Source organism: Citreimonas sp. (genome assembly GCF_042096055.1).
In the GTDB taxonomy this organism is placed as follows: domain Bacteria; phylum Pseudomonadota; class Alphaproteobacteria; order Rhodobacterales; family Rhodobacteraceae; genus Citreimonas.
In genome coordinates this window covers 7,280-21,237 of record NZ_JBELMH010000061.1, presented here as the reverse complement: position 1 = coordinate 21,237, position 13,958 = coordinate 7,280, and the positions used below count along the sequence as shown (strand labels likewise).

At 68.8% G+C, this 13,958-nt stretch carries 10 protein-coding genes and 1 pseudogene; 5 read left to right on the top strand and 6 right to left on the bottom strand.

Annotation, left to right across the window (positions count from 1 at the left end; all coding sequences use genetic code 11):
- Positions 1-275: pseudogene (locus tag ACFDTC_RS13185) on the top strand (methyltetrahydrofolate cobalamin methyltransferase); the annotation flags it as partial.
- A 400-nt stretch (positions 276-675) separates the two neighbouring features.
- Here ACFDTC_RS13185 and mfd read toward each other — a convergent pair.
- Positions 676-4,152 carry a transcription-repair coupling factor gene (gene mfd / locus ACFDTC_RS13180; RefSeq protein ID WP_375259344.1) on the bottom strand — a complete coding sequence of 1,159 codons (3,477 nt, stop codon included), beginning with the start codon at positions 4,150-4,152 and terminating at the stop codon, positions 676-678.
- A 60-nt stretch (positions 4,153-4,212) separates the two neighbouring features.
- Positions 4,213-4,731 (bottom strand): component of SufBCD complex, encoded by a 519-nt coding sequence (locus tag ACFDTC_RS13175; protein WP_375259343.1) that lies wholly within the window; start codon positions 4,729-4,731, stop codon positions 4,213-4,215.
- Positions 4,732-4,896: 165 nt separating this feature from the next.
- Between ACFDTC_RS13175 and hemB the strand changes: the two genes are divergently transcribed.
- Positions 4,897-5,895 carry a porphobilinogen synthase gene (gene hemB, locus ACFDTC_RS13170; protein WP_375259342.1) on the top strand — a complete coding sequence of 333 codons (999 nt, stop codon included), beginning with the start codon at positions 4,897-4,899 and terminating at the stop codon, positions 5,893-5,895.
- A 151-nt stretch (positions 5,896-6,046) separates the two neighbouring features.
- A complete protein-coding gene (locus tag ACFDTC_RS13165; RefSeq protein WP_375259341.1) occupies positions 6,047-6,604 on the top strand; it encodes a YSC84-related protein in 558 nt (185 codons plus the stop codon).
- 53 nt (positions 6,605-6,657) lie between these two features.
- Here the strand turns inward: ACFDTC_RS13165 and ACFDTC_RS13160 are convergent, their stop codons facing one another.
- Positions 6,658-6,927, bottom strand: a complete 270-nt coding sequence (locus ACFDTC_RS13160; RefSeq protein WP_375259340.1) for an usg protein — start codon at positions 6,925-6,927, stop codon at positions 6,658-6,660.
- Positions 6,928-7,115: 188 nt separating this feature from the next.
- Between ACFDTC_RS13160 and gyrA the strand changes: the two genes are divergently transcribed.
- On the top strand, positions 7,116-9,848 hold the full coding sequence (gyrA, locus tag ACFDTC_RS13155) for a DNA gyrase subunit A (RefSeq protein WP_375259339.1): 2,733 nt from the start codon (positions 7,116-7,118) through the stop codon (positions 9,846-9,848).
- A 164-nt stretch (positions 9,849-10,012) separates the two neighbouring features.
- Positions 10,013-10,420, top strand: a complete 408-nt coding sequence (locus ACFDTC_RS13150) for a DoxX family protein (protein ID WP_375259338.1) — start codon at positions 10,013-10,015, stop codon at positions 10,418-10,420.
- Positions 10,421-10,534: 114 nt separating this feature from the next.
- Here the strand turns inward: ACFDTC_RS13150 and ACFDTC_RS13145 are convergent, their stop codons facing one another.
- The 3 genes from ACFDTC_RS13145 to ACFDTC_RS13135 form a co-directional block, all read right to left on the bottom strand.
- Positions 10,535-12,019, bottom strand: a complete 1,485-nt coding sequence (locus ACFDTC_RS13145) for a carboxypeptidase M32 (RefSeq protein WP_375259337.1) — start codon at positions 12,017-12,019, stop codon at positions 10,535-10,537.
- The gene (gene ctaA, locus ACFDTC_RS13140; protein ID WP_375259336.1) at positions 12,020-13,165 is read right to left on the bottom strand and encodes a heme A synthase; all 1,146 of its coding nucleotides are present in this window, start codon (positions 13,163-13,165) and stop codon (positions 12,020-12,022) included.
- A gap of 116 nt (positions 13,166-13,281) precedes the next feature.
- Positions 13,282-13,958, bottom strand: a 677-nt coding sequence (locus ACFDTC_RS13135; protein WP_375259335.1) for an RNA methyltransferase, incomplete at its 5' end; no start/stop codon positions are given.

Sequence of the window (13,958 nt, the reverse complement as noted above, 5' to 3'; positions counted from 1 at the left end):
AGACGAAGATCGCCGAGAAGAAGGCCGAGGTCGAGGCCGCCGGGATCATCCTGCCGGAGGACATCGACGACGAGACCTTCGTGACGCTGTTCGGTCTGGGCTCGATGTCCGCGCGGGCGGGGTCCGAGATGGCGGCGATCCGGGCGGCGAACCTGCTGCTCGATTCCGACGCGCATGGCGGCGAATGGATCCGGTTCAACAAGGCCCCCGGCGAGGCGCCGGCCGGCGCGCGCGGCGGACGCGCGGGGGGCGGGCGCCGCCGCCGCCGGGCGTGAGAGATTGCCCTGTCCCACGATGGGACACGATGGGACAGGGCTGCGCCTCAGCAAGATCAATGACTTGCAGAGACGGATTCATCTTTCGTAAGGATTCGGGCCGACCTTCGACGCCGCGCGGCGACGAGACGAAGCGCCATCCGGGGGCTCTGCCCCCGCCGCCTGCGGCGGCTCCCCCGGGATATTTGAAGACCAAAGATGCAAGACGCGAAAGCCCGCCGGGATCGCTCCGCGGCGGGCCGAAGCGCATTTGCTTCTTCGATCACGGTCATCGGCGTCCCCGCCTGTTCCGCCCGCCAAGTTTGACCACGCATGGTTAACAGGCGGTTTCTTTGGTCCAGAAATATCCCGGGGGTGAATGCTCCGCAGGAGCAGAGGGGGCAGCGCCCCCTGCCCCCGCTCAGGCCTTTTCGCGCCGCTTGATGGTGCCGGCGGCCTCGGCCAGGTCGCGGGCGATGGCGAAGGCGCCCTGGATCTTGTCCTTGTCGCGGGTCCAGTCGCGGCGGACGACGATCTTGTTGTCCTTGACCTTCGCCAGCCCCTTCTGGTCCTCGATGAACTTCACCAGCCCCTCGGGCTTGGCGAACTTGTCGTTGTGGAACTGGATCACCGCGCCCTTCGGCCCGCCGTCGAGCTTGGCGATGCCGGCGCGCTTGCACATCGCCTTGATGCGCACCACCAGCAGCAGCGTGTTCACCTCGCGCGGCAGAGATCCGAACCGGTCGATCAGCTCGGCGGCGAAACCTTCCAACTCGACCTTGGTGGTCAGCGACGACAGGCGGCGGTAGAGGCCCAACCGCACGTCGAGATCGGGCACGTAGTCCTCGGGGATCAGCACAGGCACGCCGAGGTTGATCTGCGGCGCCCACTGGCCATCATCCTCGGTCAGGCCCTCCATCTGCCCCGAGCGGATCTTGGCGATCGCCTCTTCCAGCATGGACTGGTACAACTCGAAGCCCATCTCGCGCATCTGGCCGGACTGTTCCTCGCCCAGCAGGTTGCCGGCGCCGCGGATGTCGAGGTCCTGGCTGGCGAGGTTGAAGCCCGCGCCGAGCGTGTCGAGGCTGCCCAGCACGCGCAGGCGCTTGACGGCCGTGTCGGTCAGCTTGGCCTTGGGTTTCGTGGTGAGATACGCGTAGGCGCGGGTCTTCGAGCGGCCCACGCGGCCGCGGATCTGGTAGAGCTGCGAAAGCCCGAACATGTCGGCGCGGTGCACGATCATCGTGTTCGCCGTGGGGATGTCGAGGCCGGATTCCACGATCGTGGTGGCCAGCAGCACGTCGTACTTGCCGTCGTAGAAGGCGTTCATGCGGTCGTCGAGCTCTCCCGCCGCCATCTGGCCGTGGGCGACGACATAGGTCAGTTCGGGCAACTGGTCGCGCAGGAATTCCTCGATCTCGGGCAGGTCGGCGATGCGCGGCACGACGAAGAAGCTTTGTCCGCCGCGGTAGCGTTCGCGCAGAAGCGCCTCGCGCACCGTCACGGGGTCGAATTCCGAGATGTAGGTGCGGATCGCGAGGCGGTCGACCGGCGGCGTGCCGATGACGGAAAGGTCGCGCACGCCGGTCAGCGACAGTTGCAGCGTGCGCGGGATCGGCGTGGCGGTCAGCGTGAGCACGTGGATGTCGGTGCGCATCTGCTTCAACCGCTCTTTATGAGAGACGCCGAAGTGCTGTTCCTCGTCCACGATCAGCAGGCCGAGATTGTTGAAGCGCACGTTCTTGGACAGCAGTGCGTGGGTGCCGACGACGATGTCGACGCTGCCCTTGGCGATGCCGTCGCGCGTGGCCGCGGCCTGCTTGGCGCCGGTGAAGCGCGACAGGGGTGCGACGTTCAGCGGGAAGCCGCGGAAGCGTTCGGCGAAGTCCTTGTAGTGCTGGCGTGCCAGCAGCGTGGTGGGCGCGATGATCGCCACCTGCACGCCGGACATGGCCGCGACGAAGGCCGCGCGCATGGCGACCTCGGTCTTGCCGAAGCCCACGTCGCCGCAGATCAGCCTGTCCATCGGGTTGCCCGAATGCAGGTCCTCCATCACGTCCTCGATGGCGCGCAGCTGGTCGTCGGTCTCCTCGTAGGGGAAGCGCGCGGCGAAGCTGTCGTAGGCGCCCGGAGGCGGGTCGATGATCGGTGCGCGGCGCAGGGCGCGTTCGGCCGCGATGCGGATGAGCCGGTCGGCCATCTCGCGGATGCGTTCCTTCATCCGCGCCTTTTTCGCCTGCCACGCGCCGCCGCCCAGCTTGTCGAGCAGGCCTTCCTCATGGCCGTACTTGCTCAGCAGCTCGATGTTCTCGACCGGCAGGTAGAGTTTCGCGCTCTCGGCGTATTCCAGCACCAGGCATTCGTGGGCCGCACCGGCGGCGGTGATGACCTCCATGCCCTGGTAGCGGCCGATGCCGAAGTCCACGTGCACCACCAGGTCGCCGGGCGACAGGCTCTGCGCCTCGGTCAGGAAGTTCTCGGCCCTGCGTTTCTTGCGCGGCTGGCGGATCAGCCGGTCGCCCAGCACGTCCTGTTCCGAGATCACGGTGATGCGGCCGTCCTTGCCGGCCGCCTGCCACGGCGCCTCGAACCCGGCCTCGAGCGCCCAGACCGTCAGGTGCAGCCCGCGCTTGCCCACGCGGGTGGCGTCGGGGATCGGGATCGCCTCGGCCAGGCCCTCGTCCTCGATCAGGCCGGTCAGACGTTCGCGCGCGCCCTCGGAATAGGACGCGATGACGACGGGGCCGGCCTGCAGGCGCTTGCGCACGTGGTCGGCGAGTGCTGCGAAGAGGCTGACGCTTTCCTGCTGGCGCTCGGGCACGAAGCTGCGCCCGGCGCGGCCGCCCGCGTCGACGGCGCCCGGGCCGCTTGCCTGCGGCAGCGGGTTGAACTGCACGATGCGGCGCTGCGCCAGCGCGCCGGTCCAGGCATCCTCGTCGAGGTAGAGCTGCGCGGGGGGCACGGGCTTGTAGACGCTCGAGCCCATGGTCTGCTTCTGGTCCAGCGCGTGCTTGCGGGCCTCGTACTGGTCGGCGACGCTGTCCCAGCGCGCGCCGCGCGCGGGCTCGGCCTGGTCGTCGAGCAGCACCGGCGCGTCGGGCAGGTAGTCGAACAGCGTCTCGAGCCGCTCGTGGAAGAACGGCAGCCAGTGCTCGATCCCTTGTGTCTTGCGCCCTGCGCTGACCGCTTCGTAGAGCGGATCGTCGCTGCCGGCGGCGCCGAACTCGATCCGGTAGTTCTGGCGGAAGCGGGTGATCGCGGCCTCGTCGAGGATGACCTCGGAGACCGGCGCGAGCTCGACCATGCTCAGCGTGTCGGTGGTGCGCTGGCTGCCGGGATCGAAGCGGCGCGCGGATTCCAGCGTGTCGCCGAAGAAGTCGAGCCGCACGGGCCCGCCTTCGCCCGGCGGGAAGATGTCGATGATGCCGCCGCGGATGGCGTAGTCGCCCGGCTCGGTCACGGTGGGCGCCTGGGAAAAGCCCATGCGCACGAGGAAGGTGCGCAGCGCCTCCTCGTCGACGCGGTCGCCCACGCGGGCGGCGAAGGCGGCCTCGCGCAGGACCTCGCGGGCGGGAATGCGCTGGGTCGCGGCTGCCAGCGTGGTCAGCAGCACGAAGCGGTCGGGGCCGCGATGGGCGAGACCCGCGAGCGTCGCCATCCGCGCGGCCGAGATGTCGGCGTTGGGCGACACGCGGTCATAGGGCAGGCAGTCCCAGGCGGGGAAGTGCAGCACCGGCATCGACGGATCGAAGAACGCCAGCGCGTCGCGCATCGCCGCCAGCCGGCGGTCGTCGCGGGCGACGTGGATGACCGGGCCGCCGGCCTTGTCGATTTCGGAAAGGACGAGCCTGGCGTCGAAGCCTTCGGGCGCGCCGCCCATGATGATGCGCTGTGCCATGCGCGCCATTTGGCGCGGCGCGCGGGCGGGGTCAACCGCGCAGGCGCGCGTGTATGTGCGTCACAGGAATGGCGACGCGATGTTCTGGTACATGCCCCACAGCGCGGTGAAGAAGATCGCCACCAGACCGATCGCCTGCACCAAGATCCGGTGCAGGCCCAGCCGCCGGCGCAGCGCGTCGCCCGCGCGGTCGGTGTCCAGCACCCGGCGCGCGGTGCGCAGGCTGAGCAGGAAGACGAAGGACAAGGGTGCGATCAGCAGGAACACCGCCTGTGCGAACTCGCTGCCATAGAGGAACCCCAGCAGCGCCAGCCCCGTCAGCAGCGCCGAGGCGATCGCCGTCAGCCACAGCCCGGCCTCGTCGGCGATGAAGATCAGCCGGTTGGCGTTGATCGCCGCCAGCGACTCGAGATCCGCGGCGGCGTGCGGGTTGCGGCGCGCGCGCGTAACCATGTCGAAGGGCACGCCCAGCACCCAGTGACTGGCCGAGGACCAGACCACCGCCAGCATGATCCAGAACCACAGGTTCGAGAACGAGCGCATGTCGATGAATTCGAATACCGTGTCGTAGAAGCCCAAGGCCGCCTCGCTGTCGGGTCCGTGATCGTGCCCGCGCGCCGGAACCGGGGCGCGGACGTGCCCATGTAGCGCGCGGGTGCGCGGGTGCCCAGCCGCCCGGCGCGTCTCTGGACACCCGCGCTACCTTGGCCGATACCCGTTGCACGAACGACACGAGGACGCCCCATGCAGCCCATCCACGCCCCCTTCCCCAGCCAGCGCGCCCGCCGGCTGCGCCGCACGCCCGCGATCCGCGCGCTGGTGGCCGAGACGAACGTCGCGCCGTCGGACTTCATCTGGCCGGTCTTCGTGCGCGAGGGCGAGGGCGTGTCCGAGCCGATCGGCTCGATGCCCGGCGTGAACCGGCTGTCGGTGGACCGCGTGGTCGAGGCCGCGCGCGAGGCGCACGCCCTGGGCATTCCGGCGATCTGCCTGTTCCCCTACACCCCGCCCGAGAAGAAGACCCGCGACTGCGCCGAGGCCTGGAACCCCGACAACCTGTCGAACACCGCGACGCGCGCGATCAAGAATGCGGTGCCCGACATCGCGGTGATGACCGACGTGGCGCTGGACCCCTACAACATCGACGGGCACGACGGCTTCGTCGAGGACGGCTATGTCGTCAACGACGCCACGGTCGAGGCGCTGGTCAAGCAGGCGCTGAGCCAGGCGCGCGCCGGCGCCGACATCATCGGCCCGTCGGACATGATGGACGGGCGCATCGGCGCGATCCGCGCGGCACTGGAATCCGAGGGCCACGGCAACGTGCTGCTGCTGAGCTACGCGGCCAAGTTCGCGTCGGCCTTCTACGGGCCGTTCCGCGACGCGGTGGGCGCTTCGGGCCGGCTGACCGGCGACAAGAAGACCTACCAGCAGGACCCGGGCAACGGAGACGAGGCGATGCGCCTGATCGCGCGCGACCTGGCCGAGGGCGCGGACATGATCATGGTCAAGCCGGGGATGCCCTATCTCGACGTGATCCGCCGCGCGCGCGAGACCTTCGGCGCGCCCACCTTCGCCTACCAGGTGTCGGGCGAGTACGCGATGCTGGCCGGCGCGGCCGAGCGCGGCTGGCTCGACGGCGAGCGGGTGATGATGGAAAGCCTCACCGCCTTCAAGCGCGCCGGATGCGACGGGGTGCTGACCTACTTTGCCCCGGCCGCGGCGCGGCTGCTGAACGGCTGACATCGCGCCCGGAACACAGGCGGGTTCCCGCGGAATCCACCCGCGCGGGCATCTTCTGGTGACAGCGCGGGCGGGCAAAGCTATAAAATCGCCAACCGGCGGCACGGTCGGGGCAAGAGGCACCAGAGAAACCAGGAAATCGGGCGGACACATGACACTTTCGCGACGGACTTTCACGACCGGCCTTGCGGCCGGCACGCTGCTGCTGGCGGGCTGCGCCAACGGGGTGGGCAGCCGCGGACCCGAGCTGATCGACGCGCGCGTCGACGCCACGCTGAACCAGCTTTACGCGGATTACCCGGCCACGCGCGACCTGGCCGCGAAATCGACCGGCATGCTGGTGATGCCGCTGGTGACCGAGGCGGGGCTCGGCCTGGGCGGCGCCTACGGCCGCGGCGCGCTGCGCGTGGGCGGCGCCACGGTCGATTACTACTCGCTCGCCAAGGCCAGCGGCGGGTTGCAGATCGGCGCGCAGCAATACGCGCACGTGCTGTTCTTCATGACCGACGAGGCGCTGCGCACCTTCCGCCGCTCGCCCGGCTTCGCCGCCGGCGCCAAGATGGTCTACGCCACGCCCGAGCGCGGCGAGACGCTGGCCGCCGAGACGACCACGTCGCTGGCGCCGGTGATCGCGGTGATCTTCGCGCAGAGCGGGCTGCGCCTGGGTGCGACGCTGGAAGGCGCCAAGTACTCGCGCATCATTCCCTGAATCGGGGCGCGGGGGTCAGGCCCCCGCGCCTTCGGCGCCTCGCGGGTCCGCGCCTAGTGGTAGGTCAACTCTCCGACGACATTCTGCCATTCGCCGGGGGCGACCAGCCGGCGGTGGCTGAAACGCACCGAGTGCAGCGGCCCCTCGATCTCGTCCTGCCAGAACTCGATGAACGAGAAGAGCCGCTTGTGATCGGGCGCGAGGTCGTAGTCCTGCCAGACGAACGTGTTCAGCACGTGCTTGTAGTCGGGCATCCGGTAGAAGAATTCGGCCGTGGTCAGGCCGTACCCCTTCAGCATCAGTTCGGTTTCCGTTACCTGCATCGGTCCACCTTTCGTGACGATGACTCGATGCTGCAGCGCGAGAGATTTCAAATCAATTAAAACAGTGTGTTAGCAGGTTCTGGCCGCGGCTGCCAAACCGCGCGGTTCACCCGGCATTGCACCCCATATCCAGCATCTGGTATACGGGACCCAACAAGATATGGCAGTAACAGCAGCAGGCTTCCGACGTGAGCGATACGCCACAACCCCCTGACGACGAACAGGAAATCCCCGTCCCACGCTCTGGTCCGGCGATCGACATCATCGACGAGATGAAGTCGAGTTATCTCGATTACGCGATGAGCGTGATCGTGAGCCGCGCGATCCCCGATCTGCGCGACGGCCTGAAACCTGTGCACCGGCGGATTCTGTACACGCTGTGGGAGAACGGGCAGACCTCGACCAAGCCCTACCGCAAGTGCGCGACCGCCGTCGGCGACGTCATGGGCCGCTACCACCCGCACGGCGACAGCGCGGTTTACGACGCGCTGGTGCGGATGGCGCAGGATTTCTCGATGTCGCTGCCGCTGATCGACGGCCAGGGCAATTTCGGCAGCATGGACGGCGACCCGCCGGCCGCCTACCGCTACACGGAATCGCGGCTGGAAAAGGTCGCCGAGGCGCTGCTCGAGGACATCGACAAGGACACCGTCGACTTTGTCCCGAACTACGCCAACGAGCGGCAGGAGCCGGTCGTGCTGCCGGCGCGCTATCCCAACGTGCTGGTCAACGGCGCCGAGGGCATCGCCGTCGGCATGGCGACGCGGATCCCGCCGCACAACCTGGGCGAGGTCATCGACGCTACGCTGGCGATGATCGAGAACCCCGACCTCAGCAGCGAACAGCTGATCGACTACATCCCCGCCCCCGACTTTCCGACGGGCGGCGTGATCCTGGGCCGGTCCGGCGCGCGCAAGGCGTATCTCGAGGCGCGCGGCAGCGTGATCATCCGCGCCAAGACGCGCATCGAGGAGATCCGCAAGGACCGCTATGCCATCGTGATCGAGGAGATCCCCTACCAGGTCAACAAGGCCACGATGATCGAGCGCATCGCCGAGGCCGCGCGCGACAAGAAGATCGAGGGCATCGCCCACGTGCAGGACGAATCCGACCGGCACGGCGTGCGCGTGGTGGTCGAGCTCAAGCGCGACGCGACGGCCGAGGTGGTGCTGAACCAGCTCTACCGCTTCACGCCGATGCAGACGTCCTTCGGGTGCAACATGCTGGCGCTGAACGGCGGCAAGCCCGAGCAGCTGACCCTGCGCGCCTTCCTGACGGCGTTCCTCGACTTCCGCGAGGACGTGGTCGCGCGCCGCACCGCCTACCTGCTGCGCAAGGCGCGCGAGCGCAGCCACGTGCTGTGCGGCCTGGCCGTCGCGGTGTCGAACGTCGACGAGGTGGTGCAGACGATCCGCAGCTCGGCCGACGCGGCCGAGGCGCGCGAGAAGCTGATGACCCGGCGCTGGCCCGCCAAGGAGATCGCGCCGTTCATCCGGCTGATCGACGATCCGACCCACACGATCAACGAGGACGGCACCTACAACCTGTCCGAGATCCAGGCCCGCGCGATCCTCGACCTGCGGCTGCAGCGCCTGACGCAGCTGGGCGTGACCGAGGTCACAGACGAGCTGGAAGACCTCGCCTCGAAGATCAAGGACTACCTCGAGATCCTCGGCTCGCGCGAGCGGATCATGGAGATCATCACCAACGAGCTGACCGCCATCCGCGACGCCTATGCCGTGCCGCGCCGGACCGAGATCGTCGACTGGGCCGGCGACATGGACGACGAGGACCTGATCGAGCGCGAGGACATGGTCGTCACCGTCACGCAGGGCGGCTACATCAAGCGCACCGCGCTGGCCGATTTCCGCGCGCAGAAGCGCGGCGGCAAGGGGCTGTCGGGCGGGCAGTTGAAGGACGACGACGTGGTCACCACGCTGTTCGTCGCCAACACGCACACGCAGCTGCTGTTCTTCACCACCGACGGGATGGTCTACAAGCTCAAGACCTGGCGCCTGCCGCTGGGCGGGCGCACGTCCAAGGGCAAGGCGATCGTCAACATCCTGCCAATCCCCACTGGCGTCAGCATCGCGGCGATCATGCCCGTCGATCGCCCCGAGGACGAGTGGCAGGACCTGCAGATCGTCTTCGCCACCAGCGCGGGCGATGTGCGGCGCAACGCGCTGTCGGATTTCACCAACGTGATGCGCAACGGCAAGATCGCCATGGACCTGCCCGAGGGCGTCAGCCTGGTGAACGCGCGCATCGCGTCCGAGGACGACGACGTGATGCTGTTCACCGACTCGGGCCGCGCGATCCGCTTCCCAACGACGGCGGTGCGCGTCTTCAAGGGCCGCAAGTCGACCGGCGTGCGCGGCATCCGGCTGCAGAACGGCGACCAGGTCGTCAGCATGTCGATCATCCGCCACTTCGAGGCGAGCCCGGCCGAGCGCGTCGCCTACCTCAAGATGCGCCGCGCGATGGCGGGCCTGACCGACGAGACCGAGGTCGAGACCGACGAGGACGAGGAGGCCGCATCGACCGACGCGGTCGAGATCGACTATCCCGCCATGTCCGCGGCCGAGAACCTGATCCTGACGATCACCGCCAACGGCAGCGGCAAGCTGTCGTCGTCGCACGACTACCCGGTGCGCGGGCGCGGCGGCCAGGGCGTCATGGCGATGGACCGCGCGATGCGGGGCGGACCGCTGGTGGCCAGCTTCCCGGTCGAGATGGGCGACCAGATCATGCTGGCGACCTCGAAGGGCCAGTCGATCCGCGTGCCGATCGAGGGCATCAGCTTCCGCTCGCGCACGGCAGGCGGCGTGAAGGTGTTCAACACCGGCAAGGGCGAGGAAGTCGTCAGCGTCGCCTGGATCGCCGAAGAGGGCGAAGAACCCGAAGACGACGGCGAGGCCTGATCCATCGGGGGCGGCGCGCCGGACGATCCGGCCGCCGCCCTTGTTCGCCTGCAGGGGCGGCTTCATGTGCAGAAGCGCACGAACCCTGTTATAAATAGGCGACTTTCCTTACATGATGCACAGTGTAAGTCCTTGCGCATCTCTTGACGCAAGGAAACGCGACAATGACTTCGACGACCAACACCACCGTTCTGCTGATCGCCCGCATCATGCTGGGCCTGCTCTTCGTCGTCTCCGGCTTCGGCAAGACCGGTGACGTGGCCGGGTTCGCCGGCTACATGGCCTCAGGCGGCATTCCCGCCTTCCTGGCCTGGCCCGTGATCCTGTTCGAGATCCTCGGCGGCCTCGCGCTGATCGTGGGCTTCCAGACCCGCGGCGTGGCGATCGCCCTGGCGGCGTTCACGCTTCTGGCGGGCATCCTGTACCACTTCCAGCCGGCCGACCAGAACCAGATGACGCAGTTCCTCAAGAACCTCGCCATCACCGGCGGCTACCTCGCCATCGCCATCACCGGCGCCGGCGCCTGGTCGATCGACGGCTTCCGCGGCAACGCGAAGACCGTCAACGCCTGACGAGGCCCGCGGCGCCCCATCCTCCCGGGGCGCCCAAGGCTGCGCCAGACGGAAAGGCCCTCCCGCTCGGGAGGGCCTTTTTCGTGTGACTGGCGGTGTGCCGAAGGGTCGGGCTCAGAGCCCGTAGATGTCGCCGAACTTCGCTTCGAGATAGCCCAGCAGCGGCGCCTCGGACGGCGGCGTGCCGCAGGCGCGCTCGATCAGCTCGCGCGGGCGGTAGAGGCCGCCATGACGCTGCAGGTTCTCGCGCAGCCAGGACACGGCCGGGCCGGTGTCGCCCCGTGACAGGCGGTCGTCCACGTCCGGCACGGCCTTGCGCATCGCCTCGTTCAGGCAGCCGGCATAGACGTTGCCCAGGCTGTAGGTCGGGAAATAGCCGAACAGGCCCGCCGACCAGTGCACGTCCTGCAGCACGCCGTTCGAGGGCGTGTCGACCGGGTAGCCGAAATCGGCCTCGAACCGGTCGTTCCACGCGGCCTCGAGATCGCCCGGCGCCAGATCCCCGGCGATCAGCGCGCGTTCCAGGTCGAAGCGCAGCATGATGTGCAGGTTGTACTGGATCTCGTCCGCCTCGGTGCGGATGTAGCCCTTCTTGACCCGGTTCACGGCGGCGTAGAACGCGTCCTCGTCGGCGATGCCGAAATCGCCGAACCGGTCGCGCATCCGGGCGAACAGCCAGGACGTGAAGGCGCGCGAGCGGCCAAGCTGGTTCTCGTAGATGCGGCTTTGGCTTTCGTGCGCACCCATCGACACGCCCGAACCCAGCGGCGTCAGGCGGTAGGCCGGGTCGACGTTCTGTTCGTAGCTGGCATGCCCGACCTCGTGGATGGTCGAGTAGAGGCAGTTGAACGGATCGCTGGGATCGGTGCGCGTGGTGATGCGCACGTCGTCGCCGGACCCGCTGCTGAACGGGTGCACCGCCATGTCGATGCGGCCGCGCGACAGGTCGTAGCCGAAGGCCTGCGCCACCTCGCGCGACAGTCGCACCTGCAGCGCCTCGTCGAAATGGCCCGACACGCCCTGCGGCTCGGGGCGCGCCAGCACCGCCTCGCGCAGGGCGACGAGGCGGGGACGCAGGGCGCCGAACATCGCCTCGAGCTCGGCCGCCTTGGCGCCGGGCTCGTAATCGTCCAGCAGCGCGTCATACAGCGGCCCGTCGCCGGCCAGCGCCTGCGCCTCTTCGCGCCGCAGGGCCAGGACCTCGGTCAGGACCGGAAGAAAGGCCGAGACGTCGCCGGCCTTGCGCGCGTCGATCCAGACCATCTGCGCGCGGGAAATGGTGCGCGCCAGCGCCGAGGCCAGACGCGCGGGCACCTTGGTCGTGCGCTCGAAGCTGTGGCGAATGTGGCGCAGCTGCGCGCGGCCCACCTCGTCCAGCGAGGCCTCGTCGATCGACGCCAGCCAGTCGCCGACTTCGGGGGCAACGCGGCGGGCGTGCAGCACGTGCTCCATCGCCGCCATCTCGTCGCCGCGCTGCTCGGCCGAGCCGCGGGGCATGACCGTCTCCTGGTCCCAGGACAGCCGCCCGGCCACCTGCGACAGGGCCTCGGTCTCGCGCTGGTAGGCCATCAGGGCCTGGTAGCTGTTACTCGTACTCATTCACGTGCCTCGGATGGATTGATGGATGGGATAGCGCGCCCCGAAACGCGCCCGCAGGATCAGCACCCACAGGATCACCGCCAGCACCTGGTGCGCGATCGCGATCTGCCACGGCGCGCCGTAGAGGATCGTGACGATGCCCAGCACGACCTGCAGCGCCAGCGCGGCGAAGACCGCATTGAAGCGGAAGCGCGTGTCGGCGTTCGGCGACCGGCGCCCGCGCAGCCAGACGACGATGCCGAAGGCCAGCAGCGCGTAGGCGACCATGCGGTGCATGAATTGCACCAGGCCGGGATTCTCGAAGAAGTTGCGCCAGGCGGGCGTCAGCTCGAACGGGTACGGCGGCAGGAACTGCCCGGCCATCAGCGGCCAGTCGGTATAGGTGCGCCCCGCGTCGATGCCGGCGACCAGCGCGCCGATCAGGATCTGCAGGAAGCTGAAGTGCAGCAGGCCGGTCGAGATGCGGAAAAGCTTCGGCTCGCCCTCGCGGCGGGCCTGCATCAGGTCACGCTCGGACCGGCCCAGTAGGAAGACGTACCAGGCGATGAAGCCCAGGATCACGAAGGCGAGGCCCAGATGCGTCGCCAGCCGGTACGAGGCCACGTCGAGCATCTCGCCCTCGAGCCCCGAGGCGACCATCCACCAGCCGATCGCGCCCTGCAGCCCGCCGAGGCCCCCCAGCAGCAGCAGCCGTCCGGTCCAGCCCGGCGGGATCTTGCGCGCGACGGCGAAGCCGATGAAGCCCACGGCCCAGACCAGTCCGATCACCCGGCCCAGCTGCCGGTGGCCCCATTCCCACCAGTAGATGAACTGGAACTCGGCCAGCGACATGCCGCGGTTCTGGATCTGGTATTCCGGAATGGCCCGGTACTTGTCGAACTCGGACTGCCACTCGGCGGCGTTCATCGGCGGCAGCGCACCGGTGACCGGGCGCCATTCGGTGATCGACAATCCGCTGTCGGTCAGGCGCGTGAGGCCGCCCACGGCGATCATCACCATGACCAGCGCGAAGAGGATCATCAGCCAGATCCGCACGGCGCCGCGCGCGCCGCGCCGGGGGCTGTCGATCATGCCGCCCGCCGGGGCCTTCGGCGCCGCGGGGCGCTCGGCGCCGACCTCTTCGAAAAGCTTGCGTTTCTCGGCCATGTTCACCTCGGGATTCTAACGCGGACACCAGGCCTGCCCGTTCTTTGGGCGGACACTAGGCCCGCCCATCAGGGGCTTCAAGCGCCCTGCCCGCTTTGCCGCACCCCGATGGCGGCTCAGTCGTCGCCGCGGTCCTTCCAGCGGACCATCTGCCGCATGACGCCGTGCAGCATGTGCACGTCGGCAGTGGTCAGCGGCAGGCGCGACCACATGTTGCGGAAGGTGCGCTTCATCGTCTCGGACTTGGTCTCGGGGAAGAAGAAGCCGGCCTGGTCCAGCCGCTCCTCGTAGTGGTCGGCCAGGCGCGCGACGTCGCCGGCGCTGGCGCGGTCGGTGCCGACCAGCCCTTCGGACACGGGCGTCGCATCCTCGGTGGCGAGGCGCCATTCGTAGGCGCAGAGCAGCACGCATTGCGCGAGGTTCAGCGACGGGAAGTCCGGGTTCACCGGCACCGAGATGATGGCGCTGGCCTGTGCGATGTCCTCGTTTTCCAGGCCCGCACGCTCGGGGCCGAAGATCAGGCCGACGCGCTCGCCGCGCGCGGTGCGGTCGCGGGCTTCCTCCATCGCGGCCTGGGGCGTGTAGACCGGCTTGGTCATACCGCGGGGCCGCGCGGTGGTGGCGAAGGTAAAGTGGCAGTCCTCGATCGCGGTGCGCAGGTCGGCGAAGGGCCGCGCCTCGTCCAGCAGGCGCCCCGCGCCCGAGGCCATGGCGACCGCCTGCGGGTTCGGCCAGCCGTCGCGCGGGGCGACGACGCGCATCCGGTCCAGCCCGAAATTCCACATCGCGCGCG